28 protein-coding genes and 1 tRNA gene are annotated in these 26,307 nt (G+C 67.6%); 15 read left to right on the top strand and 14 right to left on the bottom strand.

The features are described from left to right. The first annotated feature begins 24 nt into the window (after positions 1 to 24). Positions 25 to 903 carry a tRNA (adenosine(37)-N6)-dimethylallyltransferase MiaA gene (gene miaA, locus MF270_RS14250; RefSeq protein ID WP_238366735.1) on the top strand — a complete coding sequence of 293 codons (879 nt, stop codon included), beginning with the start codon at positions 25 to 27 and terminating at the stop codon, positions 901 to 903. 86 nt (positions 904 to 989) lie between these two features. On the opposite strand, the gene MF270_RS14245 is transcribed toward miaA, so the two are convergent. The 4 genes from MF270_RS14245 to MF270_RS14230 form a co-directional block, all read right to left on the bottom strand. Continuing rightward, positions 990 to 1,589 (bottom strand): lytic transglycosylase domain-containing protein, encoded by a 600-nt coding sequence (locus MF270_RS14245; RefSeq protein ID WP_418887886.1) that lies wholly within the window; start codon positions 1,587 to 1,589, stop codon positions 990 to 992. 110 nt (positions 1,590 to 1,699) lie between these two features. Then, positions 1,700 to 2,248, bottom strand: coding sequence for a helix-turn-helix transcriptional regulator (locus MF270_RS14240; RefSeq protein WP_238366569.1), 549 nt, complete (start codon positions 2,246 to 2,248; stop codon positions 1,700 to 1,702). Further along, entirely contained in the window at positions 2,245 to 2,781 is a 537-nt protein-coding gene (locus tag MF270_RS14235) for a cytochrome b/b6 domain-containing protein (RefSeq protein WP_238366568.1), read from the bottom strand. Before MF270_RS14235 ends, MF270_RS14240 begins: the two co-directional genes overlap by 4 nt. Before the next feature lie 157 nt (positions 2,782 to 2,938). Continuing rightward, positions 2,939 to 3,100, bottom strand: coding sequence for a hypothetical protein (locus MF270_RS14230; protein WP_238366567.1), 162 nt, complete (start codon positions 3,098 to 3,100; stop codon positions 2,939 to 2,941). Between the two features lie 234 nt (positions 3,101 to 3,334). On the opposite strand from MF270_RS14230, the gene ssb reads away from it, so the two are divergent. After that, positions 3,335 to 3,874, top strand: coding sequence for a single-stranded DNA-binding protein (gene ssb / locus MF270_RS14225; protein ID WP_238366566.1), 540 nt, complete (start codon positions 3,335 to 3,337; stop codon positions 3,872 to 3,874). Between the two features lie 75 nt (positions 3,875 to 3,949). Here the strand turns inward: ssb and aroB are convergent, their stop codons facing one another. Then, a complete protein-coding gene (gene aroB, locus MF270_RS14220; RefSeq protein WP_238366565.1) occupies positions 3,950 to 5,062 on the bottom strand; it encodes a 3-dehydroquinate synthase in 1,113 nt (370 codons plus the stop codon). Then, the gene (locus tag MF270_RS14215; RefSeq protein WP_238366564.1) at positions 5,059 to 5,607 is read right to left on the bottom strand and encodes a shikimate kinase; all 549 of its coding nucleotides are present in this window, start codon (positions 5,605 to 5,607) and stop codon (positions 5,059 to 5,061) included. Before MF270_RS14215 ends, aroB begins: the two co-directional genes overlap by 4 nt. Before the next feature lie 121 nt (positions 5,608 to 5,728). Between MF270_RS14215 and MF270_RS14210 the strand changes: the two genes are divergently transcribed. From MF270_RS14210 to MF270_RS14195, 4 genes are all read left to right on the top strand, one after another. Beyond that, positions 5,729 to 5,878: a hypothetical protein gene (locus MF270_RS14210; RefSeq protein WP_238366563.1), complete on the top strand. Its 150-nt coding sequence runs from the start codon at positions 5,729 to 5,731 to the stop codon at positions 5,876 to 5,878. After that, positions 5,868 to 7,406 (top strand): hypothetical protein, encoded by a 1,539-nt coding sequence (locus tag MF270_RS14205; protein ID WP_238366562.1) that lies wholly within the window; start codon positions 5,868 to 5,870, stop codon positions 7,404 to 7,406. The genes MF270_RS14210 and MF270_RS14205 overlap by 11 nt, the downstream gene beginning before the upstream one ends. Continuing rightward, the gene (locus tag MF270_RS14200; RefSeq protein ID WP_238366561.1) at positions 7,403 to 8,347 is read left to right on the top strand and encodes a site-specific tyrosine recombinase XerD; all 945 of its coding nucleotides are present in this window, start codon (positions 7,403 to 7,405) and stop codon (positions 8,345 to 8,347) included. Before MF270_RS14205 ends, MF270_RS14200 begins: the two co-directional genes overlap by 4 nt. 144 nt (positions 8,348 to 8,491) lie before the next feature. Further along, entirely contained in the window at positions 8,492 to 9,796 is a 1,305-nt protein-coding gene (locus tag MF270_RS14195; RefSeq protein WP_238366560.1) for an HlyC/CorC family transporter, read from the top strand. On the opposite strand, the gene MF270_RS14190 is transcribed toward MF270_RS14195, so the two are convergent. The 5 genes from MF270_RS14190 to MF270_RS14170 form a co-directional block, all read right to left on the bottom strand. Further along, on the bottom strand, positions 9,793 to 11,148 hold the full coding sequence (locus MF270_RS14190; protein ID WP_238366559.1) for a cytochrome P450: 1,356 nt from the start codon (positions 11,146 to 11,148) through the stop codon (positions 9,793 to 9,795). The genes MF270_RS14195 and MF270_RS14190 overlap by 4 nt on opposite strands. Then, a complete protein-coding gene (locus tag MF270_RS14185) occupies positions 11,145 to 12,350 on the bottom strand; it encodes a hypothetical protein (RefSeq protein ID WP_238366558.1) in 1,206 nt (401 codons plus the stop codon). The genes MF270_RS14190 and MF270_RS14185 overlap by 4 nt, the downstream gene beginning before the upstream one ends. Before the next feature lie 338 nt (positions 12,351 to 12,688). Beyond that, positions 12,689 to 13,435 carry a cytochrome c biogenesis CcdA family protein gene (locus MF270_RS14180; protein WP_238366557.1) on the bottom strand — a complete coding sequence of 249 codons (747 nt, stop codon included), beginning with the start codon at positions 13,433 to 13,435 and terminating at the stop codon, positions 12,689 to 12,691. A gap of 70 nt (positions 13,436 to 13,505) precedes the next feature. Continuing rightward, positions 13,506 to 13,772, bottom strand: coding sequence for a hypothetical protein (locus MF270_RS14175; protein WP_238366556.1), 267 nt, complete (start codon positions 13,770 to 13,772; stop codon positions 13,506 to 13,508). 63 nt (positions 13,773 to 13,835) lie between these two features. After that, on the bottom strand, positions 13,836 to 15,440 hold the full coding sequence (locus MF270_RS14170; RefSeq protein ID WP_238366555.1) for an acyl-CoA dehydrogenase family protein: 1,605 nt from the start codon (positions 15,438 to 15,440) through the stop codon (positions 13,836 to 13,838). A gap of 159 nt (positions 15,441 to 15,599) precedes the next feature. Here MF270_RS14170 and MF270_RS14165 point away from each other — a divergent pair, with 159 nt between their 5' ends. The 5 genes from MF270_RS14165 (at position 15,600) to MF270_RS14145 (ending at position 19,689) form a co-directional block, all read left to right on the top strand. Beyond that, positions 15,600 to 15,902: an FtsB family cell division protein gene (locus MF270_RS14165; RefSeq protein WP_238366554.1), complete on the top strand. Its 303-nt coding sequence runs from the start codon at positions 15,600 to 15,602 to the stop codon at positions 15,900 to 15,902. Between the two features lie 107 nt (positions 15,903 to 16,009). After that, positions 16,010 to 17,449 (top strand): T6SS phospholipase effector Tle1-like catalytic domain-containing protein, encoded by a 1,440-nt coding sequence (locus MF270_RS14160; RefSeq protein WP_238366553.1) that lies wholly within the window; start codon positions 16,010 to 16,012, stop codon positions 17,447 to 17,449. A 47-nt stretch (positions 17,450 to 17,496) separates the two neighbouring features. Further along, positions 17,497 to 17,570 (top strand) — tRNA-Gly (locus MF270_RS14155). 124 nt (positions 17,571 to 17,694) lie between these two features. Beyond that, positions 17,695 to 18,627, top strand: a complete 933-nt coding sequence (locus MF270_RS14150) for a DMT family transporter (protein ID WP_238366552.1) — start codon at positions 17,695 to 17,697, stop codon at positions 18,625 to 18,627. Positions 18,628 to 18,630: 3 nt separating this feature from the next. Then, positions 18,631 to 19,689: an AbrB family transcriptional regulator gene (locus MF270_RS14145; protein WP_238366551.1), complete on the top strand. Its 1,059-nt coding sequence runs from the start codon at positions 18,631 to 18,633 to the stop codon at positions 19,687 to 19,689. Positions 19,690 to 19,713: 24 nt separating this feature from the next. On the opposite strand, the gene MF270_RS14140 is transcribed toward MF270_RS14145, so the two are convergent. The 3 genes from MF270_RS14140 to MF270_RS14130 all read right to left on the bottom strand — a co-directional run bounded on the left by MF270_RS14140 (position 19,714) and on the right by MF270_RS14130 (position 23,116). Next, positions 19,714 to 21,528: an ABC-F family ATP-binding cassette domain-containing protein gene (locus MF270_RS14140; RefSeq protein ID WP_238366550.1), complete on the bottom strand. Its 1,815-nt coding sequence runs from the start codon at positions 21,526 to 21,528 to the stop codon at positions 19,714 to 19,716. Between the two features lie 315 nt (positions 21,529 to 21,843). Further along, complete coding sequence (locus MF270_RS14135) at positions 21,844 to 22,575, bottom strand: GNAT family N-acetyltransferase (RefSeq protein ID WP_238366549.1); 732 nt, start codon at positions 22,573 to 22,575, stop codon at positions 21,844 to 21,846. 88 nt (positions 22,576 to 22,663) lie between these two features. Then, positions 22,664 to 23,116 (bottom strand): outer membrane protein assembly factor BamE, encoded by a 453-nt coding sequence (locus tag MF270_RS14130; protein ID WP_238366548.1) that lies wholly within the window; start codon positions 23,114 to 23,116, stop codon positions 22,664 to 22,666. Positions 23,117 to 23,219: 103 nt separating this feature from the next. Here MF270_RS14130 and MF270_RS14125 point away from each other — a divergent pair, with 103 nt between their 5' ends. From MF270_RS14125 to MF270_RS14110, 4 genes are all read left to right on the top strand, one after another. Continuing rightward, the gene (locus MF270_RS14125; protein WP_238366547.1) at positions 23,220 to 23,756 is read left to right on the top strand and encodes a YceD family protein; all 537 of its coding nucleotides are present in this window, start codon (positions 23,220 to 23,222) and stop codon (positions 23,754 to 23,756) included. 178 nt (positions 23,757 to 23,934) lie between these two features. After that, positions 23,935 to 24,141, top strand: a complete 207-nt coding sequence (gene rpmF, locus MF270_RS14120) for a 50S ribosomal protein L32 (RefSeq protein ID WP_238366546.1) — start codon at positions 23,935 to 23,937, stop codon at positions 24,139 to 24,141. 21 nt (positions 24,142 to 24,162) lie between these two features. Beyond that, the gene (plsX, locus tag MF270_RS14115) at positions 24,163 to 25,269 is read left to right on the top strand and encodes a phosphate acyltransferase PlsX (RefSeq protein ID WP_238366545.1); all 1,107 of its coding nucleotides are present in this window, start codon (positions 24,163 to 24,165) and stop codon (positions 25,267 to 25,269) included. Then, a complete protein-coding gene (locus MF270_RS14110) occupies positions 25,266 to 26,237 on the top strand; it encodes a beta-ketoacyl-ACP synthase III (RefSeq protein WP_238366544.1) in 972 nt (323 codons plus the stop codon). The genes plsX and MF270_RS14110 overlap by 4 nt, the downstream gene beginning before the upstream one ends. The last annotated feature ends 70 nt before the right edge of the window (positions 26,238 to 26,307 follow it).

Raw genomic sequence — 26,307 nt, 5'->3', positions numbered from 1 at the left:
CGCGGCCTGCGCGGGGCGCCGCGCATGATCGACCTCGGCGCCATCCCCGCCGACCGCCCCGTCCTGATCGCCGGCCCCACCGCCAGCGGCAAATCCGCGCTCGCGCTCGAGATCGCGGCGCGGCAGGGCGGCGTCATCGTCAACGCCGACGCGCTGCAGGTCTACGGCAATTGGCGCGTGCTCTCGGCCCGGCCCTCGGCCGAGGACGAGGCCGCCGCGCCCCATGCGCTTTACGGCCATGTGCCCTGGGATTCCGCCTATTCCGTCGGCCATTGGCTGCGCGAGGTGGCGCCGCTGCTGACCGGGCCGGAGCGTCCGATCATCACCGGCGGCACCGGGCTCTACTTTGCCGCACTGACCGCGGGGTTGGCCGAGATCCCCGCGACCCCGCCCGAGGTACGGGCCGAGGCCGATGCCCGCCTGGCCGCCGAAGGGCGTGAGGCGCTGCTGGCCGAGCTTGATGCGCCTTCGGCCGCGCGGATCGACCCGCTGAACCCGATCCGCGTCCAGCGCGCCTGGCAGGTGCTTCGCAGCACGGGTCGGGGAATCGCCGCCTGGCAGGACGACACGCCGCCGCCGCTGCTGCCGCTGCCCTCTGTGACGCCCATCCTCTTTGATGTGGACCGCGACTGGCTGAACGCCCGCATCGCCCGCCGCTTCGACGCCATGCTGGACGCCGGCGCGCTGGAGGAGGCCCGCGCCAACCTGCCCCGTTGGGACCCGGCGCTCTTGTCGATGAAGGCGATAGGGGCGCCAGAACTCATCGCGCACCTGAAAGGCGAGATGACACTGGACGAGGCCCGCGAGGCCGCGACCATCGCCACGCGACAATTCGCCAAGCGTCAACGCACCTGGTTCCGCGCCCGGATGAAGGACTGGATCAAGCTCGACCCGGCCACGTGAACGTCGTTCAGGTGCCAGCGACGCCTCGCTGATGTCGGATCAAAATCGCGCGGATGCGCACGCCCGGATCAATCCCGGCGCTCAGGTCAGCTTTGGCCGGTGATGATCTTCACGTAATTGCGGGTCTCCGAATAGGGCGGCACCCCGCCGTATTTCTCGACCGCGCCCGGCCCCGCGTTATAGGCCGCCAGCGCCAGGCGCCAGGAGCCGAACTTGCGGTATTGCTGCTTGAGATAGCGCGCCCCGCCTTCGAGGTTCTGCGCCGGATCCTTCGGATCGACCCCCAGCTTGCGCGCCGTCGCCGGCATCAGCTGCGCCAGCCCCATGGCCCCCTTGTGCGACTTGGCCTGGGCGTTCCAGCCGCTTTCCTGCTGCACGAGGCGCAGGAACAGGTCCTCGGGGATGCCATGCATCCGCGCCGCATCCCTGGCCAGCGCAAGGTAGGGCCCGCGGTACTTGCCCACATAGGCCGGCACGGTGGTCGCCCATTTGGTCGGCGTCTCGACCGCCTGCGGCGTCAGCCGGACCGAGGTGCGGTATTGTTCCTTGGCGCGGGTGTCGAGGATCTTGGTCTGCGACCGGAAGAGCTGCGACCGGTTCTTCGACGACAGCACATCGGCCACCGCCGCCTGCGCACCCACCACGACCACCAGCGCCGTGGCGCCTGCCAGCATCCGTCCGAGCATCCCTCTGCCCCTATCCTGTCCCGTCTGCTTTTGCGGGACCATAACGTCAACGAGGCGTCAAAGGAAGCCCGGGCGCGCGCAACGTCCCGGCATTGTCATGAACGTGGCCGTCAGGCGTCAGGTCGCGGCGCCGCGCGGCCCTGCGAATCCAGCAGCGGCACGGCCATCAGGTCCTCGATCAGCAGGCTCAAAAGCTCGTTGCGGCCCGAAACGCCCGCCTTGCGGTAGATGGCGTTCAGCTGCGCCTTGACCGTCCCCTCGGCGGCGCCGCGCAGGGCCGCCACCTCGGCGATGGAAAAGCCCTTGAGGGTAAAGGCGGCCACGTCTTGCTCGGCCGGGGTCAGGCCCCAGTCTTCGAACCAGGCGTCGATCAGGTCGTTGAGCGCGCCCGAGGCGACCTGCAACCCGCGCTCGATCCGGGCCTGCCGCCGCAAGAGCCGGCCAAGCGCGCGGATCTCGAACCCCACGGCAAAGATGAGCGACACGGCGGCCACCATCTCGATCCCAAGATGCAGGTCGGGCCGGAACGAGCCGCTGTCGATCAGGTCCTGCCCCGCGTCCCAGACGAAGAAGCCGGCGCAGGCGATCTGCAACAGGATCAGGGCGGCAAGGCCCGCGCCCTGCCGTCCGGGACCGTCGAGGGCGGGGCGCTGGGTCATGACAGGCGCACGTCTTCCGGAATGGACTTGGCGCCGGTTACCATGGATCGCGGCAGGTTCACACCTGTTCTGACGCTTTCATAGACCACTGCGGCGATGTGGAGCACGACCGACAGCTCGGCCCATCCGACCAGCACCTCGTGCAGCTCTTCGACCCAGTCCACGCCCCAGAAGGCGTTGGTGGTCATCATGTAGCCCGTGGCGCCTATGGCGAGCATGGTCACCAGCAGGTTGTAGATCATCAGCGCCCCCAGCGGTGTGTGGCCGACATGGACCCGGCGCCGGCCGGTGGCCATGTCCGACAGCTGCGCCATCGACCCCGAGATGCTGGGCGGAAAGTCGCGGAACCGGGCATGGGCCGTGCCGACGATCCCCCAGAACACCCGCAGCAGCACGAGTGCGACCACGACATAGCCCATCTGTTCGTGCAGTTTGCTCTCGTCCTCGACGATCAGCGCATTGGCCGTGAAGCCGGCGACGAGCGACCAGTGAAAGATCCGGACAAGCGGATCCCAGACCTTGATGTGACGCATGGCGACACCTCCTTGTTGGCAGATGGTGTCCGGGGGCGGCAGGGACGGTGCGCCCCCGGACGAAGGCCTCAGTCGTCCGACTTGGTGCGCACGATCTTGAGGTCCTTGTCGAGGTACAGCTCCAGCCGCTGTCCGTCCTTGAGCGCGTAGACCTCGATCATGCCGTCCTCGGATCGATCTTGCGCACCTCGTAGCCCTGTTCGGTCAGGGTGCGGGTGATCTCGGCGCGTTGCTCTTCGGGGATGGAGGAGCTGGCGAGCGCCGGCACGGCGACGAGGCCAAGGGCGGCGATCAGCGGGAGGGTCTTGAGCAGGGTCATGGGATGTCCTTTCGGCAATGGAGCCCCGGCATGGGGCGGTGCCGAACAGATGCCCGGCCCGGGACGCCGCGGCCATCGAACCGGGGGCCTAATCGGGGCCCGGCAGCGGCCGGTTTGCGGGCATAATCCCCCGGTTTATGCCCCCGGCCCGCGAATTTGCCCTTTCCATCGCGCGGCACCAATGGTGTAACGTCGCCGAAACACGACACAGCAGAATCCGGGGGAACAGCGCTCATGGCAGGTTCGGTCAACAAGGTCATTCTGGTGGGCAACCTCGGGCGCGATCCCGAAGTCCGCCAGTTCCAGAACGGGGGCAAGGTCTGCAACCTGCGGATCGCCACGTCCGAGAACTGGCGCGACAAGGCCACGGGCGAGCGGCGCGAGCGGACCGAGTGGCACTCGGTCGCGATCTTCTCGGAACCGCTGGCGCGGATCGCCGAGCAATACCTGCGCAAGGGTTCCAAGGTCTATATCGAGGGCCAGCTGGAAACCCGAAAGTGGCAGGACCAGTCCGGCCAGGACCGCTATTCGACCGAGGTGGTGCTGCGCCCCTACCGCGGTGAGCTGACCCTGCTTGACGGCCGCGGCGAAGGCGGCGGCGGTGGTGGTGGCGGAAGCTACGGCGGTGGCGGCGGCTACGACGAAGGCCCTGCGGGCGGCGGCTACGGTGGTGGCGGCGGTGGCTACAGCGGCGGCGGATCGGGCGGCGGATACGGTGGCCCCTCAGGCGGGGGCGGCGGTGGCCGCGACCTCGACGACGAGATTCCGTTCTGATCCGTCAGATCCTTGGAAAAACGCAAAACGGCCGCCCGGATGGGGCGGCCGTTTCTGCATTCCGGAGGGAATGGTTCAGCGCCCGGTCAAGCCGTCGTTCAGCAGCCTCAGCACCTCGTCACACGGCACCTCCGAGGTGACGAAGGCGTCGCCGATCCCGCGCGCCAGGATAAAGCGGATCTTGCCGTCCAGCACCTTCTTGTCCTGGCCCATCAGGTCGACCAGCGCCTCTGCCCCCGGCAGATCGCCCGGGATGTCCGCAAGATCGCAGCGCATCCCCATGTCTTTCAGATGCGCGCGCACCCGGCTCGGCGCCTCCTGGCTGCAAAGACCCAGCCTTGAACTCAGTTCAAACGCCAGCGCGCAACCGATCGCCACGCCTTCGCCATGCAGCAGACGGTCCGAATAGCCCGTCGCCTTTTCCAGCGCATGGCAGAAGGTATGACCGAGGTTCAAAAGCGCCCGGTCCCCCTGCTCGGTCTCGTCGCGCACGACGATCTCGGCCTTCATCTCGACCGAGCGGCGCACGGCGGCGATGCGGTCGGCCATGTCGCCATCCGCCAGCTTCGGTCCATGCACCTCGAGCCAGTCGAAGAAGGCGGCATCGCCCAGCAGGCCATACTTGACCACCTCGCCATAGCCCGCCAGCAGGTCGCGCCGGGGCAGCGTGCCCAGCAGCGCGGTATCGGCCAGCACCAGCGACGGCTGGTGAAACGCACCGATCAGGTTCTTGCCGTGGACCGAGTTGATCCCCGTCTTGCCCCCGACCGAACTGTCGACCTGCGCCAGCAGCGAGGTCGGGATCTGCACGAAGCGCACGCCCCGCCGCAGCACGGCGGCGGCAAAACCCACGAGGTCACCGATCACGCCGCCGCCCAGGGCGATGACGATATCCCGCCGCTCGACCCGCTGCTCGAGCAGCCAGTCCACGCAGGTCTCGAAATGCGGCCAGCTTTTCGTCGCCTCGCCCGCCGGCAGCGTCAGCGCCTCGAGCGTGATGCCTTGCGGCGCCAGCCCTGCGCGCAACGTGTCCAGATGCAGCGGACCGACCGTCGCATCGGTCACGACCCAGACACGCGGGCGATGCAGCAGCGGCGCAACCTCCGCGCCGGCGCGCTCCAGCAGCCCCGGCCCGATGCGGACATCATAGGCACGCTCGCCCAGCGGTACGTGGACGGTTTCGATCATGTCACCTTCTCCAACACGTCGGGACGGGTCTTGAGCGCCTCGATCACCTTGGCGCAGGTCTCTTCGATGGAATAACGCGGCAGGCTTTCCACGCTGAGGTCGGCCAACGCATAGATCGGCTCGCGCAGTTCGCACAGCGCGGCCAGCGTGCCCTTGGGATCGGACGTGCGCAGCAGCGGGCGCGTATCCTTGTGGCGCACCCGGTTCCAGAGCGTGTCGAGATCGGCATTGAGCCAGACCGCCACGCCCTTTTCGGAAATCATGTTGCGGTTGATGTCGGCCAGGTAGGCCCCGCCGCCGGTCGACAGGATCGACGGGCCGGCATCCAGCAAGCGCCCGATGACCTGTGATTCCTTCTTGCGAAAGAACGGCTCTCCGTCCCGGGAAAAGATCTCGGCAATGGACATGTTGGCCGCCGCCTCGATCTCGGCGTCGGAATCAAGAAAGGGCACCCCGAGCCGCAGGGCAAGCGCCTTGCCGATGGCCGTCTTTCCCGCCCCCATCATGCCGACAAGCACGACGGTTTTCCGCAAACGCAACGCCATGTCCCCCTTGCAGGCGGCTCCCCGCCACTTTCCGTGAATTCGTCCGCGTAATGACGTGATATTCCCCGGAATGCCAGTTATAAGTTTCGTCAAAAGCAACAGGCAGGCACGGGAAACCGACATGTGGCGGATCATCAGGTGGCTCTTCTATCTGGCAGTGCTGGCGGTCATCGCCCTTGTCATCTACGCCTATGTCGGCCCCTTCTTCGGGGCTGATTTCGGCGCCCCGCAGACCGAGATACGGGTCCCCGTGACGCTGGATGCAGACTAGGCGCGCATATCTCTCGGGCCTGGCCCTGGCTGCGGCGCTGCCCATGGTGGCCGCCGCGCAGGAACCGCTTGCGGCCATCGACTGGCTGCAACAGGCCGAGCCCGTGGCCATGGTCCCGCGCGAAACCGCCGGATCCGAGCCGCCGGTCACCGACTCGGCGGTGGTGCCGCAGGTGACGGTGACCGAGCTGGGCGAGGCGTCACGTGGTGCGGTCGGGCTGCTGCCGTCGTCGGTCACGGGCTTTCCGCGCGGTCTTTGGCGCGCCTCCGCGCCCGAGGACCTGGCGCGGCAACTCGGCGCGCTGGACGTCGAACGTTCGCCCGCCATGCAGGCGCTGCTTTATACCCTGCTGCTGGCCGAGGCCGAGACCCCGGCCACCGACACCAGCGACGTGCTTCTGCGTGCCCGCATCGCCAAGCTGATCGAGCTGGGCGCGGTCGAACCGGCCCGCGCGCTGCTGGAGCGCGGCGGCCATGACACGCCCGAGCTTTTCGCGCTTTGGGCCGACCTGTCGCTGCTGACCGGCCAGACCGACCAGATGTGCGCCGAGGCGCTGGCCCAGCCCGGCCTGACGCCCGGCTATGGCCTGCGCATCTATTGCCTCGCGCAGAACGGCGAATGGCCGGTCGCGGCCACGACGCTTGATACCGCGCGGCTGCTGGACGAATTGCCCGCCGGCCAGGTCAACCTGCTGGAACGATTCCTCGATCCCGACATGGACCCCGAGCTGGCCTCTGCGCCGCCGTCGTCACCCGACCCGCTGTCCTACCGGCTGCTGGAATCGGTGGGCGAGGCGCCGCCGACCTCGTCCCTGCCCCGTGCGTTTTCCGTGATCGACCTGTCGGGCCATGCCGGCTGGAAGGCCAAGCTCGAGGCGGCCGAGCGGCTTGCCCGCACCGGGGCCATCGCGCCGAACCTGCTGCTGGGCATCTTCACCGAGCGGCTGCCCGCCGCCTCGGGCGGGATCTGGGACCGGGTCGAGGCGCTGCAACGCATCGACATCGCCATGACGGCGGGCGATCCGCCGGCGATCGCGCGCGGGCTTGCCCGTGGCTGGCCGCTTTTGCGTGACGCCCGGCTTGGCGCCGCGCTGGCGGCGCTTTACGGCGACCGGTTGACCGGCCTGCCGCTGACCGGAGAAGACGCGGAGCTCGCCCGCGAGATCACGCTCTTGTCCGAAAAATACGAAACCGCCGTCAGGGCTTTTGGCCCTGCGGACACGGCCTTCGACCGCTTTCTTGTCGCTTTGGCTGAAGGCCGTCCGCAGGAGGTCCGCGCGCTGGATGGCGAGCAGCGCGCCATCGCGGCGGCCTTTGCCGACGCCGTGCCGCCCGACGCGGTGCAGGAACATATCGACGCTGGCCAGCTTGGCGCGGCCATCCTCACCGCCATCGAAATCTGGTCGGATGCCGAGGACGGCAGCCTGATCGCCCTGACCGATGCACTGGCCTCGTTCCGCGCCGTGGGGCTCGAGGACACCGCCCGCCGCGCGGCGCTGCAACTGCTGCTGCTGAGGTCCGAGGCATGAACGACGCGCGCTGGATATCGGCCTTTCTCGAGGCGGTCGCAGCCGAACAGGGCGCGGCCACGAACACCCAGCTGGCTTATGGGCGCGACTTGAAGGACGTCGCGCAATGGGCTGCGGATATTGGGAAAAGCTTCCTCGAATTGACCGAGGACGACGTCACCGCCTACCTCGTCCATTGCGAGGCGCAGGGGCTGGCGAAATCCACCCGGGCGCGGCGCCTGTCGGCGATCAAGCAGCTTTATCGCTTCGCGTTCGAGGAAGGCTGGCGCGAGGACAACCCCGCCATCCAGATCGCCGGGCCCGGCAAGGACCGCAAGCTGCCCAAGACCCTGTCGGAGGAAGAGGTCGACCGCCTGCTCGACGCTGGTGGCGCCCATGGCCGGACCGAGGCCGAGCGCAGCCGCAACGGCTGCCTGATGCAACTGCTTTATGCCACCGGCATGCGGGTGACCGAGCTGGTGACCCTGCCCGTCTCGGCCGCGCGCGGCGATCCGCGCTTGTTGCTGATCCTCGGCAAAGGTGGCAAGGAACGGCTGGTGCCGCTGACTCCGCCGGCGCGGGTCGCCTTGGCGGGCTGGTTGCAGCATCGCGACGCGGCCGAAGAGGCCGCCCGCGCCAAGGGCAAGCCGCCGTCGCGGTTCCTGTTTCCGTCCCACGGCAAGGGCGGGCACCTCACGCGCCACGCCTTCTACATGCTGATCAAGGAGTTCGCGGTCGAAGCTGGCGTGTCGCCTGAAAAAGTGACGCCACACACGCTGCGCCATGCCTTCGCCACGCACCTGCTGGCCCACGGCGCCGACCTGCGCGCGATCCAGACGCTTCTGGGCCATGCCGACGTCGGCACGACCGAGATCTATACCCACGTGCTTGACGCCCGTCTGCGCGAATTGGTGCTGACCCACCACCCGCTTGCCCGCGAAGGCGAGGCGGAAGAGCGTTGAAAGCCCCAGCCCGCCAAGCACTTGCCGGGCGGTGCTCATGCGTGACCTCACTTGCCTTGCCGGCGCCCGTCCCCAACGTGCCCCTTGAACGATCCCGGGGGGATGCCCATAACCGGCCCATCAGGCCAAGGGATACCGACCGAAATGGAACCGACGACAACGCTGGATGCCGCCTTCTGGATCACGGCCGGGGCGATCATCTTTCTGCTGGTCCTGTCCGGGTTCTTTTCGGGCAGCGAGACCGCGCTGACCGCCGCCTCGCGCGGGAAACTGCGGACCCAGGCCGACAAGGGCAGTTCCGGGGCTCAAAGCGCGCTCGAGATCACCGAGGACAATGAACGCCTGATCGGCTCTGTCCTCTTGGGCAACAACCTGGTCAACATCCTGGCCACCTCGCTGGCCACCGCGCTGTTCACCCGCATCCTTGGCGACAGCGGTGTCGCGCTGGCGACGCTGGTCATGACCGCGCTGGTGCTGGTCTTTGCCGAGGTGCTGCCCAAGACCTACGCGATCACCAATGCCGAAAAGGCCGCGGCCGGGGTCGCCCCTGTGATCCGCGTCGTCATCATGGTCTTTTCCCCGGTCGTCTCGGCCGTGCGCATGCTGGTGCGCGGCGTGCTGCGCATCTTCGGCGTACGCGCGGACCCGGACAGCCACATCCTTGCCGTCCGCGAAGAGATCGTGGGCGCGCTGCACCTCGGCCATTCCGAGGGCGTGGTGGAAAAGGAGGATCGCGACCGCATCCTTGGCGCGCTGGACCTGGGCGACCGGACGGTCGAGGAAATCATGCTCCACCGCTCCAAGATCGAGATGCTGGATGCCGACGAGGAGCCCGCCGCCCTGCTCAAGCAATGTCTCGAGAGCAACCACACCCGCCTGCCTCTCTTTCGCGACGACCCCGAGAACATCGTCGGCGTGATTCACGCCAAGGACCTGCTGCGCGCCATGTACGCCTTTGCCGAAAGCAACGAGGGCCGCATGGATTCGCTGGAGAAATTCGATATCCTGCAGGTGGCGATGAAGCCCTATTTCGTGCCCGACACCACCTCGCTTGACGACCAGATGCGGCAGTTCCTGCGCATTCGCACGCATTTCGCGCTGGTGGTAGATGAATACGGTGCGCTGCAGGGGATGATCACGCTCGAGGACATCCTCGAAGAGATCGTGGGCGAGATCACGGACGAGTTCGACCCCACCGACGAGGGCGCGTTGCGTGCCGCGGCCGATGGCAGCTTCATGGTCGACGGTGGCATGACGATCCGCGACCTGAACCGCGCCAACGACTGGCAATTGCCGGACGAAGAGGCGAACACCGTCGCGGGCCTGGTCATCCACGAGGCGCAGACGATTCCGACCGTGGGCCAGGTGTTCTCCTTCCACGGCTTCCGCTTCGAGGTGGCCGAACGCAAGCAGAACCGGATCACCCGGCTGCGGATCCGAAAACTTTAAGAACGCGGCGTAAGCCTAAGCCAGATACCGTTTTCCGAACGAACGGTCAGGTGCGCGACGGGCACGGGGGTGCGCCCGTCCACGGGCTCGATCCGGAACCGGCGCAGGATCATCGACAAGAGCAGCGGCCCCTCGACCATGGCGAACCCGGCCCCGGTGCAAACCCGCGCGCCGGCCGAGAACGGGATATAGGCTTGCCGCGCGCAGGTCTTGCCGTTCTCGGTCTGCCAGCGGCCCGGGTCGAAGTCGTCGGGCCGGTCCCAAAGCCGTTCGTGACGATGCAGGTGCCAGGGGCTCAGCACCATCTGCGCGCCGGGCTTGATGTCGCGGTCGCGGAACCGTTCCGGGCAGGTATTCTCGCGCACCATCATCGGCACGGGCGGATACAGCCGCAGCGCTTCGCGGAAGGTGTCGCGCGACAGGCGCAGGCGCGAGACGACGCCGAACTCGGGGCCCTCGTCCAGCGCGCGCGCCTCCTCGGCCAGCCGCTCTTGCCAGTCGGGGAAGATCGCCATGAGGTACAGCGTCCAGGCCAGGGCCGAGGCGCTGGTCTCGTGCCCGGCGAGGAAGAAGATCGCCACCTGGTCGACCATCTCCTCGGTCGAAAAGGTCTCGCCGGTCTGCGGATCGCGGGTGGTCATGATCTTGGTGGCCAGGTCATCGGGCGCGGTCCCGGCGGTGATCTCGCGCATCCGCGCCTCGGTCAAGGTGCGGATGAGGTCGCGGATCTCGCGCGCGGCGGACTTGGTGTCGCGGCGGAAGAACCGGGGTATCCAGGTCGGCAAGGGGACAAAGGCCGCCAGGTTCAGGATCGGCTGGCTGCGCTGGTAGCTGCGGAACCGGTCGAACACCCGCGCCGCCACCTCGTGCTCGATCGGGATTGAGAAGAGCGTGCGAAAGATCACGTCGGCGGCGGCATGGCTGGTCTCTGCCTCGATCTCGAGCGGCGCGCCGGTCTGGCCTTCCAGCCGTTGTACGCAGTTCAGCGCGGCGGCCCACATGGCCGGAAAGGTATCCTTGAGCCGCCCGCCTTCAAAGGCCGGGTCGATGATCCGCCGCTGCCGCTTCCAGGTCTCGCCATTTGTCAGGAAGACGGAATTGCCCAGCAACGGCCGCAGCCCTTCTCCGATCCGGCCGGACTTGGGGAAATCGTCGGGGCGGTCCTTGAGAACCGTCTGTACCAGTTCGGGCTGGTTCAGCAGGTAGGAGCGGAAGAAGGGCGTGCGGAACTCGGCCATCCAGGCGCGGTACAGCCGCGCGGGCTGGGCTGACAGGATATCGGCACGGAAGAGTTTCGCGTAGCGCCAAAGGGATACACGGTCGGGCCGCGACGGAGGCTTGGGCGGCGTCATGGTGCGGTCGAGGTGAACTTGTTCACCGGCGCGGTGATGCGCGACGGGGTCGGATTGCGCCCTTCGAACCGGCGGCGCAGCGACAGCGGACCGGCGGTGATGCGGAAGTAATCGTAATCCCCCGGCCGGTCGAAGGCGCAAAGATACTGGAAATGCAGGCGGAAATACCGCCGCTTCAGCGCGGCCCATTGCTCGGGGCTCAGCGTCTGGGTGAAGGCGGCCGAGATCACCAGCGGGCCTTTCTGCTCCGGCCCCGCCACGCCCGAGACGGCCACCGGATCGCAAAGCGCAAAGGCGCAGCCATCGCCCGGGGCAGTGACGTCGAGCCAGAAGAGCGCGTCCCGCGTCGAGAGATACGCAAGGTCCGCCCGAAGCCGCCAGGCCAGCGGCAGGAAGGAGACCATCGGCACCACCTGCCCCAGCGTGAGAAACCCGAGCGTCGGGCCATCCGCCGGGATGCGCCCCTGCCGCGACAGGTCCGCCAGCACCGACACCGCGATATGCGCGCCCGAGGAATGACCGACCACCAGAACCTCGTCCGCGTCACTGGTCAGCGCCTCGGCGATCCGGTCCGCAAACTCGGCCATCCGCGCCTCGAGCTCGGGCGGGTTCGCACCCCTGGTCGCGGCCGAATAGGCGTAGTCATGCATCAGGTAATAGGCAAGGAATTTGGCGTCCTGCTTCTTGAACCACGCCAGCACCGGCCAGACGACGGCCAGCCCCAGCACGGCAGCCCAGGGGTGGACCAGCCAGCCCAGTAGCGCGCCAAACGCCCAGGCCAGCAACAGCGCTAGCGCCAGTTGCACCAACAGGAAGACCACCGGATACAAGGCCGCGATCACCGGCCCCTTGCGCAGCTTCATCAGCCGCCCCAGCGCGCCGCTCGCAATATAGGTCCAGGCAGTGCGCGCCAGCTGCCAATAGGTGGCCGCGATCCCCTGCTCCATGCTGCCGCGCACGATGTCGGACCAGACCAGCACCTCCACATCGGCCTGCACCTCGGCACCTTCCATCCGCCCTTCGACGTGCCAGCCATAGGGGCCCTTGGTTTGCTTGGGGCTCAAGGCGATCTCGTAGCCCGACACCGCGGCCTGCGCGGCACCCTCCTTGCGGTAAAGCTCGCGGTACCGACGCGGATGGATCGGATCGTAGCCGGGGATGTAGAACACCCGGCGCCTGCGGATTTCCTGCGTGTCGCCCATGCTCGAGGCCTCTTTGCTTGAGGTCAGTCTAGGCGAGAATTCCGGCGCAAGTAAGACCCGCAGATGCCGGGCAGGCGGCAAGTAGGGGAGCCTCCGGCGGGAGTTTATCGGCACAATGAAGACTGGATCCTTCATTCATCTTGCCAATAAACTCCGGGGAGCGCGAGGGGCTGGCCCCTCGCATGTCCTGGTGCCGCGCCTCCGGCGCGAGGGGCTGGCCCCTCGCATGTCCTGGTGCCGTGCCTCCGGCGCGAGGGGCTGGCCCCTCGCATGTCTTGGTGCCGGGCCTCCGGCGCGAGGGGCTGGCCCCTCGCCTGCGTGACATCCGCAAGACGCGGTCAGCCCAGGGTGGCGAGCGCCGGGAAGGTCTCTAGCAACCAGTAGCTCATGGCCGAGAATCCGCCCGTCAGCATCAAGAGCCCGATGGTCCAGAGCAACAGGCCCATGATCCGCTCGATCCGCTCCATGTGCCGTTTCATCCATCCCATCAATCCGGTCATGCGCGGCAGGAAGGCCGCGACGGCGAGGAACGGCAGGCCAAGCCCGATGGCATAGACGCCCAGCAGGACCGTCCCGCGGGTCAGCGAGCTTTCCGAGGCGGCCATGGACAGGATCGCCCCCAGCACCGGGCCGATGCAAGGCGTCCAGCCAAAGGCGAAAGCGAGCCCCAGCACGTAGGCGCCAAAGGCCGAGCCGCCCCGGTCGCCCGCGTCCATCCGCGCCTCGCGGTCGAGAAAGCCGATCCGGTAGACGCCGACGAAATGCGCGCCGAAGACCATGACGAGCACGCCGGCGAAGGTGTTGAACCAGCCCTGGTAGGTCAGGAAGACCGTGCCAAGCGCCGAGGCCGCGGCCCCGAGCAGCAGGAACACCGTCGAGAGGCCCAGCACGAAGAACAGCGCCGGCAGGATGGCCCGCGCCGTCTTGCCCGCCTGCAGGTCGTTGAGCGACACGCCAGACATGTAGGCGATGTAGGGCGGCACGATGGGCAGCACGCAGGGGCTGGCAAAGGAAATCAACCCCGCGAGCAGGGCCATGGCCATGGCAGGCAGCAACGAGGCGTCGATGATCTCGAATCCGGACATGGGATCGTCTTTAGGCCAAAGCCGCAGGGCCGTCACGGCGCGTGTTGTCACGTCCGCGTCAGGGGATGTGTCAGTAGCAGGTGGGCCAGGTGCCTTTGCCGGGGCAACTGCGCGGCTCGCCCAGATTTGTCTCGCCCGTGGCCTTCGGGCGGCGGGTCTCGCCATCCGCCGTGCGGGCTTCGAACCCGCCTGCGCTGCTGCCGGAGAGCGACCAGGCGCCGGTGGCGGTCGGCCCCGCTGCGGTCGCACCGGGCAGCGGCGCCGCAGAGGCCGGTTTTTCATCGGCCAGCGCCGGAGCGGCGGCAAGGCAAAGCAGCAAAAGCAGGTATCTCGGCATTCGGGCGCCTCCCTGCTCCGAGCCTAGGCGCGCGGCGGGGCTTGGGTCAACATCGGCCTGCGGTCATAACCGATCGAGGATTGCCGCGACATCCATGCCGGGCAGCGCGCCCGGAACCTGGCCACGCTGCCCGGTGAGGCGCGTTGCGGCATAGGCGTCGGCCACGGCCGCATCCCCATGACGGATCAGCGCGGCGGCGGCCAGCAGCGTGGCGGCGCTTTCGGCGAACCAGCGCGCCTCGGACTCGGGCGGCAGGCCGGGCCAGCGCGCCAGATGCGCGGCCAGCGCGGCATCGAAACGGCGGTCGGCCCCGGTCGCCGCTTGCAGGAAGGACGCAAGGACCTCGCCCGCCAGCGGTTCGCGCGCCAGGGTCCGCATGATGTCGAGGCAGATCACGTTGCCCGAGCCTTCCCAGATCCCGTTCAGCGGCGCCTCGCGGTAAAGCATGGGCATCGGCGTTTCCTCGACATAGCCCATGCCGCCCAGGCATTCCATCGCCTCGACGCAGACCACCGGGCAGCGCTTGTTGTTCAGGTACTTGGCCAGCGCCACGGCGATCCGGGCAAAGGCGGCGTCGGCCACGGTGGTGCCGTCATAGGCGCGGGCCGAGATCATGCCGAGCGCCAGCGCCGCCTCGGCATCGAGCGCTAGGTCGGCAAGCACGGCGCGCATGAGCGGCTGGTCGATCAGCCGGCGCTGGAAGGCCGACCGGCCCGAGACCCACCAATGCGCCTCGGCAATCGCCGCGCGCATCAGCCCCGCGGGCGCCAGAGCCGTGTCAAGCCGCGTGTGGTGCACCATCTCGATGATAGTCCGCACCCCCTGCCCGGGCGCACCGACCTGCCAGGACAGCGTGTCGTGGTACTCGATCTCGGAGGAGGCATTGGCATGATTGCCCAGCTTGTCCTTCAGCCGCTGGATGCGCAGCGCGTTGCGCCCCCCCTCGAGCCAGCGCGGGACCAGGAAACAGGTCAGCCCGCCTGGGCCCTGCGCCAGCGTCAGGAACCCGTCGGACATGGGGGCCGAGCAGAACCACTTGTGGCCCGTCAGCCGCCAGGCCTCGCCGTCCGGCTCGGCCCGCGTGGTGTTGGCGCGCACGTCGGACCCGCCCTGTTTCTCGGTCATCGCCATGCCCAGCGTCACCGCCCGCTTGGCGGCGAGGGGCGCGATGGCGGGATCGTAGGCGGGCACGGCCAGCTTGTCGGCCCAATCCCCGAAGCCGGCCGCCCGCAGCGCGGGGATGCCGGCATAGGTCATGGTCATCGGGCAGCAGACACCGGGTTCGAGCTGCGCGAACATGTAGACCAGCGCGGCATGGGTCGCGTGCCCTCCGGGCGCACGGTCCCAGGCGCAGGCGGCGTATCCATGGCCCAGACCCAGCGCCATCAGCTCGTGGTAGGCGGCATTGAACCGCACCTCGTCGCGGCGTCGGCCGGTGCGGTCGAAAAGGTCCAGACGCGGCGGATCGCGCCGGGCCTCGTTGGCCCATTCAAGCGCCTCGTCGGTGCCGAACGCAGCCCCGGCCGCCGCCAGCGCCGCCTCGCGCGCGCCCATGGCCCCCGACCAGTGGCGCAAGGCGGTATCGTCGGCCCAAAGATCGCGCGCCCCACGCGGAAGCGGCTGATTCTCGACTTCGTGGCTCGCAAGATGCGCGTCGGGCGGCAACATCGGCGGACTCCCTCTGACTCGCACTGACGCTAACGCCCCTTGCCCCGTGGCACAAAGACAACGCCGCGTCGGGTGGCGCGCATTCAGGCTTTCCCCCGCGCACGGCTGTGGCATAGTGGCCAAACAAAGGGGCGACAGACCCCGGGGAAGAGGCAGAGCATGACCACCCACCTTGCCCGCGCACCGCTTGGGACCTTCGCGTTTTTCGCCGTGGCGCTTGCCCTGGCGACCTATTTCACCTTTGCCGCGGTGCAGGGGGATTACGGGCTGTTCCGCCGGGCCGAGATCACGCAGGAACGCGACACGCTGCGCGCCGAGCTGGCCGCGCTGAACGCCGAGGTCGATCGGATGGAGAACCTGACCCGGCGCCTGTCAGACGATTTTCTCGACCTCGACCTCCTGGACGAACAGGCGCGCGACATCCTCGGCCTGGTCCGTTCGGACGAAATCGTCATCCGCTAAAGCACTGAACCGCGTTCACGCCGCCCCGGAGGCCGGGAAATCCGGACTTGGGTTCTGCGCGGAATGCGGGCATCCTTTCGCCCATAAGGGGACGACAGGGGTGAACCATGACAGAAGAGCTGCTGCGCGCGCGCAAGATCGTTATCTGTTTCGACGGCACCGGCAACGAGATCGAGGCCGGCATCACCAACGTGCTGCGGATCTACCAGGGCGTGGACAAGGTCAAACCCGTCGGCCTGCCGCAGGACCAGTTCTGTTTCTACCAGCCCGGCGTCGGCACGATCCACGACCCCAGGCTGGCGGTCGACAAGAAGGCCCAGGCCTTTCGCAGCTTTCAAGGCCTGATGCGCGGCGAAGGGCTCGAGGATGACGTGCTTGATGCCTATCGCTTCCTTGCCCGCACCTATACGGACGCGCGGCAGAAGCAGCGCGACTACCGATCCTGGCGCGAAACGATGCGGCGCGAGGCGCTGGCCCTGGGCAAGCCGCAGGACGAGGTCGACGCGGCCTTCCCCGAGATCAAGGCCGGCGACATCCATGGCGAGGATGACCACATCCACGTCATCGGCTTTTCTCGCGGCGCCTATGCCGCGCGGGTCTTTGCCGCGTTCCTCCACGATTTCGGGCTGGTCCGGCCCGAGCAGCTGCACCTTCTGACCAAGGTCTTCATGGCCTATCGCGACATACTCGACCGCAAGGTCGAGATGGGTTCGGACGACAAGGTCTATGAGAACCTGCGCCGCTTTGCCGATATCCTTCAGCCGGTGATCACGCCGATCCGGTCGCTGTGCCTCTTCGACACCGTGGCCTCGATGCTGGATTTCTCGAAACCCGTCTCGACCTTCTTCAAGACCGGCGCCATCGTGACATACGGCAGCCATTTGCATGTGCGGGAAAACCCTTCGGTGCGGATCGTGCTGCATGCCCAGGCGCTGGACGAAAAGCGCTGCATGTTCCGGGGCCTGCCCTGGGAGGGCGACGGCACCTACCACGGCAACCGCTTTGGCAATGCACAGAAACGCACGCAGTTCGTCGACCAGACCTGGTTCGCCGGCTACCATTCTGACATCGGCGGCAGCTCGGACGAGACGGACGAGGGGCTGGGCCGCATCACCCTGACCTGGATGCTGGAGCGGCTGGCCGAGCTGGACCGGCAGGCCTGGGAGGAAGACGCCGGCCTTGGCCTGGTCAAGCCCATGCCCGACGGCTCGGACCGCCCTGCCCCGGATTTCGGCATCCGCATGCGCCGTTCGTTCCGCACGGCCATGGCGGCGATGCACGAGGACGCGCCCGGCGGTCCCACACTTGAGATGTCCATCGCCGCTAAGGCGCCGGATCACGATTCCATGTCGCGGGCCTGGAGCCTGGCCGAGTGGATCCCGCAGTCGGTCAGCCGGATGGAGGATGACCGCAAGGCCTTCTGGAACTGGTACATTCCCCGGTCCGAGCCGCGCAAGGTGCCGGCGGGGCATGGCATCCATCCAACCGTCTATCACCGGAAAGAGGCGCGGGATTACGACCCGCCCAATCTGCCGCCACAGGCGTGATCCCCCTTGACGCGGCGGGCCTGCGCGGCTACCTCCCTGCGCACGGCGCGGGTATGGTGAAAAGGTATCACACGAGCTTCCCAAGCTCTGGTTACGGGTTCGATTCCCGTTACCCGCTCCAGCTCTCCCCCCTTTCGACCGGTGCGCTGGCTGCTGAGCGTTTTCGCACGCTACCCTGCGGAAATACATGCACCGCGCAGCTTTTTCCACTGGCATCCGGTCGCGCGCCCGGCTAGCGAAAAGGCATGACTCAGCCGATCACGCCCGCCACCCCGGCGCCCGAGACACCGCCCAGCCCGCCCTCCGAGCGGCGCAACGCCATGCTTGCGATCGGGCTGATCCTTGGCGCGCTGATCGGGTTCGACCTGATGGGGGTGCTGGTCAAGATGCTGATCCCGCGCTACGCCCCGCAGGAACTGGCCGCCTATCGCAACGTGCTGGGCGTGCTGCCCTCGGTCATGCTGATGCTTTACACCGGAGAGTTGCGCCTGCGCGGCTCGCGGCTGAAGCTGCGGCAATGGCGGCTGGCGGTGGTGCGCGGCATCGTCGTCGCCGTCGCGCAGATCTTCTGGTACGCGGCCCTGGGCTATCTCGAGCTGGCGACCATCGCCTCGCTCGCCCAGACTAACGCGCTGTTCTCGGTCCTGCTGGGCATCGTTATCTTCGGCGACCGGGTCGGGCCCTGGCGCTGGACGGCTATCGGCGTCGGCTTTGTCGGCGTGCTTCTGATCCTGCGCCCGGGGGCCGAGGCGTTTTCGCCCTACGCGCTCATGCCCATCGCGGCGGCGGTCTGCTACGCCTATTCCGCCGTCACCATGCGCCATTTCGACGACGATGCTTCGAACGCGCTGATCTACCTATATTCCGCCGGTGCCTCGGGGATCGGGGCCATCCTGCTGGCCGCCGTCACCACCGATTTCTCGCCGATCCAGAGCGGCTGGGACGCAGCTGCCATCTTTGCCATGGCCATGCTCGGCGGCAGCGCCGTGCTGCTGATGATGCTGGCCTATCGGCTGACCACGCCCGCGGTGCTCGCGCCCTTCGGCTACCTCGGCATCCTCACCTCCTTTGCCCTCGGCTACATCTTTTTCGGCGAGGCGCCGATCGAGACGCTGTTTCCCGGCGTCCTGCTGGTCGTCGCGGCGGGCGGGATCATCCTTTGGCGCCAGAACCGCTGAGACATGCAAAAGACAACGCTTCCCACCGCCCTCCTCGTCGTCATCGGAACCATCGGCGGCTTCCTCGCCGCTCTGGTGCACCTGCCGATGCCCTGGCTGACCGGCAGCCTGGTGCTGACCACGCTGACCGTACGCTTCGTTCCGGCCTCGGTGCCGGACGGGTACAAGTACCCCAACGATTTCCGCAACATCTTCATCGCGGTGATCGGCATGGTGATCGGGCTGCAGGTCCACCCGGAACTCTTCCGCCAGATCCCGACGATCGCCTGGTCGCTGGCGGCGCTGACGCTGTTCGTGCCGCTCATCATGGCGCTGAACTACCTCCTGTTTACCCGCGTGGCAGGCTTTGACAAGCCGACCGCCTTCTTTGCCGGCGCGCCCGGTGGACTGGTCGAGGCCATCGCCTTCGGAGAGGAATCAGGCGCCGATTCCCGTATCCTCGCGCTCCAGCAATTCCTGCGCATCACCGTCGTGATCACGCTCGTGCCCTTCGGCATGTCCTGGTACGAAGGCCACCCGGTCGGCAGCGCCGCCGGCCTGTCGAACCAGCTGCCCAGCTCGGACCTGCCGCTCTGGGCCACGCTGGCAGTGCTGATCCCCGTCGGCGCGCTTGGCCAATGGGCCGGAACGCGCCTGCGCCTGCCCGCCGGCCACCTGCTGGGACCGCTCGTGGCGGCGGCGGTGCTGAACTTCCTGCCGATCCCGTCGCTTGCCATGCCGGTCTGGGCGCTGGTGGCCGCGCAGGTGGTGATCGGCTCCGCGCTCGGCTCGCGGTTTCACGAGCTGTCGGGTCGGCAACTGGCACGGGGGGTCTGGCTGGCGCTCGCCTCGACCGCGATGATGTTGGGCGTGGGCCTGGCCTTCGCCTGGGTGCTGAACCGCATGGGCGGCCTGCCGATCGACGTGCTTTTGGTCGCCTACGCCCCGGGCGGCGTGACCGAGATGGGGCTGATCGCCATCTCGCTCGCCACCAGCCCGGCGCTGGTGATCGCGCACCACGTCTACAGGATCATCATCAACGTGGTCATCATGAACGTCGTTCGTCGCCGCTGGCGGTGGTGAGGACCGCCGCGCAAGCGCCTGGAATCAGGCGCTTTCCGCCTTTTCCTCGAGCGTCAGCCATTCTTCCTCGGCCTCGGCCAGCTTCTGCTGCCGCTCGCTCAACGCTTCGGTCGCCTTCCTGAACTTGACCGGCTCGCGGGTAAAGAGGTCGCCATCCGACAGCAATTGCTCCAGCTTGGCGATCTCGGCCTCCAGTCGTTCGATCACGGCGGGGAGTTCTTCCAGCCGGTGCTTTTCGGTAAAGCTGAGGCCCTTGCCCTTGGTCTTCTCGGGTTTCGGCGCCGGTTTATCCTTGTCTTTCTGTGCCTTGTCGGCCGACCCTGAGGTTTCACCTCCACGCTGCGCCTGGTAATCGCTCCAGCCGCCGGCATAAAGCGTGGCCTTGCCATCGCCTTCCATCGCGATGCTCATGGTCGCCACGCGGTCCAGGAAATCCCGGTCGTGGCTGACCAGCAGCACGGTGCCGTCGTAGGAATCAAGCAGTTCCTGTAGCAGGTCCAGCGTCTCGACGTCCAGGTCGTTGGTCGGTTCGTCCAGTACCAGCAGGTTGGATTCCCGCGCCATGATCCGCGCCAGCAGCAGCCGCGCCTTCTCTCCGCCCGACAGCGAGCGGACCGGCGCCCGCGCCTGCGCCTCGTCGAACAGGAATTCCTTGAGGTAACCGACCACGTGCTTGGGCTGGCCGCGCACCATCACCTGGTCCGCCTGGCCCGACACCCGCATCTCGGGATCGCCGATCAGGCTTTCCCACAGGGTCGCCTCCGGATCGAGCCGCGCCCGCGCCTGGTCGAACACCGCCATCTGCAGGTTCGTACCCAGCTTGACCGTGCCGCTGTCGGGCGCTTCCTCTCCGGTCAGCATTTTCAGCAGCGTGGTCTTGCCCACGCCGTTTGGCCCGACAAAGGCCACCCGGTCGCCACGCTGCACCGTGACCGAGAAATCCCGCAGGATCAGCTTGTCGCCGTAAGCCTTTGACAGGCCGACCGCTTCGATCACCTTCTTGCCGGACTTCGGACCCGAATCCAGCGCCATCGCGGCCGTGCCCTGGCGCCGGATCATGTCCGCCCGTTCCTGCCGCAGGTCCTGCAAGGCGCGCACCCGGCCCTGGTTGCGCTTGCGCCGCGCGCTGATTCCCTCGACCGCCCAGCGGGCCTCGGCCTTGATCTTGCGATCCATCTTGTGCCGAGCGGAATCCTCCTCCTCCCAGATCTTGTCGCGCCAGGCCTCGAACCCCTTGAATCCCACCTCGGCTCGTCGCAGGTTTCCCCTGTCCAGCCAGAGGGTTGCGCGCGTCAGCTCATTCAGGAACGCCCGGTCGTGCGAAATCAGCACATAGGCCGCCCGCGTCGCCTTCAGCTCGCTTTCCAGCCAGCGGATCGCGCTGATGTCGAGGTGGTTGGTCGGCTCGTCCAGCAGCATCAGCTCGGGCTCTTCTGCCATCAGCTTGGCCAGCGCCGCGCGCCGCCGCTCTCCGCCCGAGGCGGTCTCGACCGGCCGGTCCGGGTCAAAGCGCAGCCCCTCGGCCGCGCGTTCGACCTTGTACATCTCGCCCAGGTCCAGCTCGGAACTCGCAAATTCGCCCAGCGTCGAAAACCCCGACAAGTCAGGGTCTTGCTGCATGTAGCTCACCTTGCAGCCAGGTGAGACGACCCGGCTCCCTGCATCCTGTTCGACCAGCCCCGCCAGCACCTTCATCAAGGTCGACTTGCCCGAGCCATTGCGGCCGACAAGGACCAGGCGGTCGCCCTCGCCGATGACCAGGTCGATGCCGGAGAACAGGGGATCGCCGCCAAAGGTCAGCGACAGGTCGGAAAGCTGGAGGAGAGGTGCGCGTGCCATGGGCGCCAGCTAAGCCCAGCCCGCGCCCCCGTCAATCCTGCGCGGCGCCCCTCCCATTCACCTTTCCATAAATATCCCGGGGAATGCGAGGGGCTGGCCCCTCGCTTGGCCTGGTGCCGCGCCTCCGGCGCGAGGGGTCGGCCCCCGGCTTCGACACCGGCAAAGGATGCCTCCGGCGGGAGTATTTGAGGAATAATGAAAGCAGTGTCCCGGATCCCCTTCATCTTGCCATTAAACTCCGGGGGAGTCGCCGCAGGCGACGGGGGCAGCGCCCCCATACCTGACAAACCGGCGCGCCGCAGGCGCACAATGGGATCAGGCAGGGCCGGCCACGGCCCGCAACAGGCGCTTGCGCGCGGCCGGGATGGCGCCGATCTCGACCCCGGTGAAGACGTGCAGCGTGTTCATGTCGCGGTCCACCACCGCGTGGTCGCTGACCCAGCCACCCATCATCAGGTAGGTCTTCAGGAGCGGCGGCATCACCCGCATCGCGCGCCGCGCATCCGGCTTGCGCCGCAGCCGCGCGGCATAGCGAAAGACCTCGCCCGCCTTCACGCGGGGCAGCCATCGCGTCGGCGCCAGGTGCCGCGCCCGCAGCATGGCGAACGCGTCGAGGTAGCGGTCCTTGTCCACCCCCTGGAACGAGGCGCAGCCAAAGAGCAGCCCGACGCCGTTTCCGTCCACGTAGCGGGTCAGCGCGGCCCATGCGATGCGCAGCACGTCGGGATCATGCACGAAAGGATCAAGGCAGAATCGCCCCATCTCGACCATCCGGCCCGGGAAATCGGACAGCGCCGATAGCTCGTAATATTGCGCGGCATAGCTGTCGCCGATGCATCCGGCGTCCAGCGGCAGGATGCGGTAGCAACAGACCAGGCGCCCGCCTGCGATCTCTTCGACCAGCACATGGGTGCAGCGCGCGTCGAAGGCGTCGCCGTCGCTTTCATGTCCGAAGGCACGCGCCCTGAGCGCCCGGCAGGCGGCCAGGTCGGCCGCGCCGCTGGCAGCCCGCGCCCGGTAGCGCCCCTTTTCGAACGGCTGGACCATCATGGCACCTCTGCCCGCAGGATACGTCGCGGGCAAATTGCCGTGCAAGCGTGTCGAAGGCGTGACGCCCCCGCGGCGCTCGCCGGGATCAGTTGCCGCTGAGCGCCGAGGCGGGATCGAAGCCGCCGAGGGCCGACAGGATCTTCTTGAGGAAGCTCGGGCTGCCCCCCGGCACCGGCGTGACGCGGCGCGACAGGGTGACGACGCGGCCGTCTTCCAGCCCGAAGCGTTCGATGTTCTGCACCGTGCCGGCCGAATCGAAGGTGATGGCGACGATCTCGCGGTTGATCACCTCGGGCTCGAGCATTCCGAAATGACGCACGCGGGAGCGCACGTAGTAATAGCCGCTCTCGTCGATGAAACTTTGCGTCGTGGGCGCGCCGATCGTCTCGGTCACGCTGTCGCGGCTGTCCACGCCGACGATCACGTTGGCGAGGTCATCCTCGGACGGGATATAGCCGTGGTTCCGATACTGTGCCGTACAGGCGGACAGCGCCAGAATCGTGCTTGCCAGGATCGCAGCCCGCAGCCCGGTCTTCATCGCTTGCACTCCCGCCCCCTTGATCTTGGCCGTGTCCGGCTTTTATCCCGATTACAGAAGGATGACCATGGGATCAAGAAAGGACGCCGGGATGTCGAGCGACATGAAACCGATCAGGACCTCGGACCTGGCAGACAACCGCCCGCGCGAGATCGCGTTGCGCCCAGGGGCGGACAGGCTCAAGGCCATCGCGGCCGAGCTGGGCCTGTCGGACCTGCGCAAGCTGAACTTTGCCGGCCGCCTCAGCCCCGCGGGCAAGCGCGACTGGCAGCTCGAGGCGCATCTTGGCGCCACGGTGGTGCAGCCCTGCGTCGTGAGCCTGATCCCCGTGACCACGCGGATCGAGGAAGACGTGACGCGGCGTTACACCCGCGACATGCCCGATCCGGGCGACGCGGACGAGGTCGAGATGCCCGAGGACGATACGCTCGAGCCGCTGGGCGCCGAGATCGACATCGAGGCGGCGATGATCGAGGCGCTGGCCCTGGCCCTGCCGCCCTATCCGCGGGCCGATGGCGCGGCGCTGGACGACGCGACCTTCACCGAGCCGGGCAAGGCGGCGATGTCCGACGACGACGTCAAACCCTTTGCCGGGCTTGCCGCCTTGCGCGACAAGCTGGACGGCGGCGACAAGGGGTGAACGGGGCTGACGCGCCCTGCCCCAAGGAATCACTTGCAAAGCGGCGGTGTTTTTCTATTTTCGCGCCTCCATCAGAATTCGCTCTTGTAAGGTGGGCACGTTACGGAATATGTGCGCCTTCAGGATATGAAACATCAGGGGTCGGCCTACCTGCCCCGCGTAACACCGAGGTTGAGACATGGCTGTCCAGCAGAACAAGGTTTCCAAGTCGCGCCGCAACAATCGCCGCGCTCATGATGCGCTGTCCGGGGCGAACCCGAACGAGTGCTCCAACTGTGGCGAGCTCAAGCGTCCGCACCATGTGTGCCCGTCCTGCGGCCATTACGCGGATCGCGAAGTGATTGCGCAGGCCGACGAGATCGACCTGGACGAAGACGCGGCATAAGCCGCTGTTTGATGCCCGATCATGTCCAGTCTGACAGACCAGACACCGGATAACGGCGGGCATCCCGTCATCAGCATCGACGCCATGGGTGGCGATCGTGGGCCGGCGACCGTGGTCGCCGGCATTGCGCGTTTCGCCTCCGAGGCGCCCGGCCCCCGGTTCATCCTGCACGGCCCGGCCGCGCAGCTTGAACCGCTGGTGGCCAAGCGCGGCCTCGAGGGGCGCATCGACATCCGCGACGTGGCGGATGTGGTCAAGATGACCGACAAGCCCAGCCACATCATGCGGCACGGGCGCGACACCTCCATGTGGCGCGCCATCGATTCGGTGCGCGACGGAGAGGCCGAGGTCTGCGTCAGCTGCGGCAATACCGGCGCGCTCATGGCCGTATCGATGGTCCGCCTGCGCCGCCTGCCGGGCGTGACGCGGCCCGCCATCGCGGTGCTCTGGCCCTCGCGCAACCCGCAAGGCTTCAACGTCATGCTGGACGTCGGCGCCGACATCCGCGCCGATGAAACCGACCTTCTGCAATACGCGCTGATGGGCGCCTCCTACGCGCGCAACGGGCTGGGGCTCACCCGGCCGCGCGTGGGCCTGCTGAACGTCGGGACCGAGGAACACAAGGGCCGGGCCGAGCTGAAGATCGCCCATGGGCTGATCCCCAAGGTCGCGGGCCCGGCCAATTTCGACTATGTCGGCTTTGTCGAGGGCAGCGATATCGCCAGCGACAAGGTGGACGTGATCGTCACCGACGGCTTTACCGGCAACGTGGCGATCAAGACCGGTGAAGGCACTGCCACCATGATCGGCGACCAGCTGCGCGAGGCGTTCAAGTTCTCGCCCCTGTCGCGGCTCGCGGCGCTGCTGGCCTATACCTCGCTCAACCGCTTTCGCAAGCGGATCGACCCGCGCCGCGTGAACGGAGGGGTCTTCCTGGGCCTCAACGGCACGGTCGTGAAAAGCCATGGCGGCGCGGACGCGATGGGCGTTGCGGCGGCCGTGAAACTGGCGCATGACCTCGCCCGATCGGGGTTCCGCGAGAAACTGGCGGCCCGGGTTGCATCCGCGGTCGAGCTTGCCCACCATGGCGAAGCTTCCGCGGAAGAGCGGGAAGAAGGGGAATCATGAAACTGCGCGCCGTTGTCAGGGGCGTCGGGCACTACCTGCCCGCACGCGTCGTCCCGAATTCCGAGTTCGAAGCCTCGCTCGACACCACCGACGAATGGATTCGCAGCCGGTCCGGGATCGAACGGCGCCATTTCGCCGCCGAGGGCGAGACCACGTCCGACATGGCCGCCGCCGCCGCGCGCGCCGCGCTGGCCGATGCCGAGCTGCGCGCCGACCAGATCGACGCCGTGATCGTCGCCACCTCGACCGCCGACCTGACCTTTCCGTCCGCCGCGACCATGGTGCAGGACAAGCTGGGCATGACCTCGGGCTTTGCCTTCGACGTGCAGGCGGTCTGCGCCGGTTTCGTCTTTGCCCTCGCCCAGGCCAATGCGCTGATCGTCAGCGAACAGGCCAGCCGCGTGATCGTGATCGGGGCCGAGACCTTCAGCCGGATCATGGACTGGACGGATCGGTCGACCTGCGTGCTCTTCGGCGATGGCGCCGGGGCCGTGGTGCTCGAGGCGCGGCAGGGCACCGGCACATCGCATGACCGGGGAATCTTGTCCTCGGACCTCAACAGCGACGGGCGGTATCGCGACCTGCTTTACGTGGACGGGGGCGTGTCGACCCAGAACACCGGTTACCTGCGGATGCAAGGCAACCAGGTGTTCCGCCACGCTGTCGTCAAGCTGGCCGAAACTGCGACCCGCGCGCTGGACAAGGCCGGGCTGGGGCACGACGACCTCGACTGGATCGTGCCGCACCAGGCCAATATCCGCATCATCGAGGGCACCGCGAAAAAGCTGGGCCTGCCGATGGACAAGGTCGTCGTGACGGTCCAGGACCACGGCAACACCTCGGCCGCGTCGATCCCGCTGGCCCTGTCGGTGGCCAAGTCGCGCGGCCAGCTGCGCGAGGGCGACCTGATCGTGACCGAGGCGATCGGCGGCGGTCTTGCCTGGGGCGCGGTGGTGCTGCGCTGGTAGGATTCGCCCAATAGGCGAAGCCTTGCGGGAAACCGCCCCCGGCCTCACGTGAAGTGGATTGTCCAAGTCA

This window comes from Mesobacterium pallidum (assembly GCF_019966535.1).
GTDB classification, from domain to species: Bacteria; Pseudomonadota; Alphaproteobacteria; order Rhodobacterales; family Rhodobacteraceae; genus Mesobacterium; species Mesobacterium pallidum.
Note: the sequence above shows the minus strand (reverse complement) of the source record. Positions and strands in the feature narration are given on the sequence as shown.

Coding starts and splice junctions, on each gene's coding strand:
- miaA (WP_238366735.1), top strand. CDS start 25: ATGATCGACCTCGGCGCCATCCCCGCCGACCGCCCCGTCCTGATCGCC.
- MF270_RS14245 (WP_418887886.1), bottom strand. CDS start 1,589: ATGCTCGGACGGATGCTGGCAGGCGCCACGGCGCTGGTGGTCGTGGTG.
- MF270_RS14240 (WP_238366569.1), bottom strand. CDS start 2,248: ATGACCCAGCGCCCCGCCCTCGACGGTCCCGGACGGCAGGGCGCGGGC.
- MF270_RS14235 (WP_238366568.1), bottom strand. CDS start 2,781: ATGCGTCACATCAAGGTCTGGGATCCGCTTGTCCGGATCTTTCACTGG.
- MF270_RS14230 (WP_238366567.1), bottom strand. CDS start 3,100: ATGACCCTGCTCAAGACCCTCCCGCTGATCGCCGCCCTTGGCCTCGTC.
- ssb (WP_238366566.1), top strand. CDS start 3,335: ATGGCAGGTTCGGTCAACAAGGTCATTCTGGTGGGCAACCTCGGGCGC.
- aroB (WP_238366565.1), bottom strand. CDS start 5,062: ATGATCGAAACCGTCCACGTACCGCTGGGCGAGCGTGCCTATGATGTC.
- MF270_RS14215 (WP_238366564.1), bottom strand. CDS start 5,607: ATGGCGTTGCGTTTGCGGAAAACCGTCGTGCTTGTCGGCATGATGGGG.
- MF270_RS14210 (WP_238366563.1), top strand. CDS start 5,729: ATGTGGCGGATCATCAGGTGGCTCTTCTATCTGGCAGTGCTGGCGGTC.
- MF270_RS14205 (WP_238366562.1), top strand. CDS start 5,868: ATGCAGACTAGGCGCGCATATCTCTCGGGCCTGGCCCTGGCTGCGGCG.
- MF270_RS14200 (WP_238366561.1), top strand. CDS start 7,403: ATGAACGACGCGCGCTGGATATCGGCCTTTCTCGAGGCGGTCGCAGCC.
- MF270_RS14195 (WP_238366560.1), top strand. CDS start 8,492: ATGGAACCGACGACAACGCTGGATGCCGCCTTCTGGATCACGGCCGGG.
- MF270_RS14190 (WP_238366559.1), bottom strand. CDS start 11,148: ATGACGCCGCCCAAGCCTCCGTCGCGGCCCGACCGTGTATCCCTTTGG.
- MF270_RS14185 (WP_238366558.1), bottom strand. CDS start 12,350: ATGGGCGACACGCAGGAAATCCGCAGGCGCCGGGTGTTCTACATCCCC.
- MF270_RS14180 (WP_238366557.1), bottom strand. CDS start 13,435: ATGTCCGGATTCGAGATCATCGACGCCTCGTTGCTGCCTGCCATGGCC.
- MF270_RS14175 (WP_238366556.1), bottom strand. CDS start 13,772: ATGCCGAGATACCTGCTTTTGCTGCTTTGCCTTGCCGCCGCTCCGGCG.
- MF270_RS14170 (WP_238366555.1), bottom strand. CDS start 15,440: ATGTTGCCGCCCGACGCGCATCTTGCGAGCCACGAAGTCGAGAATCAG.
- MF270_RS14165 (WP_238366554.1), top strand. CDS start 15,600: ATGACCACCCACCTTGCCCGCGCACCGCTTGGGACCTTCGCGTTTTTC.
- MF270_RS14160 (WP_238366553.1), top strand. CDS start 16,010: ATGACAGAAGAGCTGCTGCGCGCGCGCAAGATCGTTATCTGTTTCGAC.
- MF270_RS14150 (WP_238366552.1), top strand. CDS start 17,695: ATGACTCAGCCGATCACGCCCGCCACCCCGGCGCCCGAGACACCGCCC.
- MF270_RS14145 (WP_238366551.1), top strand. CDS start 18,631: ATGCAAAAGACAACGCTTCCCACCGCCCTCCTCGTCGTCATCGGAACC.
- MF270_RS14140 (WP_238366550.1), bottom strand. CDS start 21,528: ATGGCACGCGCACCTCTCCTCCAGCTTTCCGACCTGTCGCTGACCTTT.
- MF270_RS14135 (WP_238366549.1), bottom strand. CDS start 22,575: ATGGTCCAGCCGTTCGAAAAGGGGCGCTACCGGGCGCGGGCTGCCAGC.
- MF270_RS14130 (WP_238366548.1), bottom strand. CDS start 23,116: ATGAAGACCGGGCTGCGGGCTGCGATCCTGGCAAGCACGATTCTGGCG.
- MF270_RS14125 (WP_238366547.1), top strand. CDS start 23,220: ATGAAACCGATCAGGACCTCGGACCTGGCAGACAACCGCCCGCGCGAG.
- rpmF (WP_238366546.1), top strand. CDS start 23,935: ATGGCTGTCCAGCAGAACAAGGTTTCCAAGTCGCGCCGCAACAATCGC.
- plsX (WP_238366545.1), top strand. CDS start 24,163: ATGTCCAGTCTGACAGACCAGACACCGGATAACGGCGGGCATCCCGTC.
- MF270_RS14110 (WP_238366544.1), top strand. CDS start 25,266: ATGAAACTGCGCGCCGTTGTCAGGGGCGTCGGGCACTACCTGCCCGCA.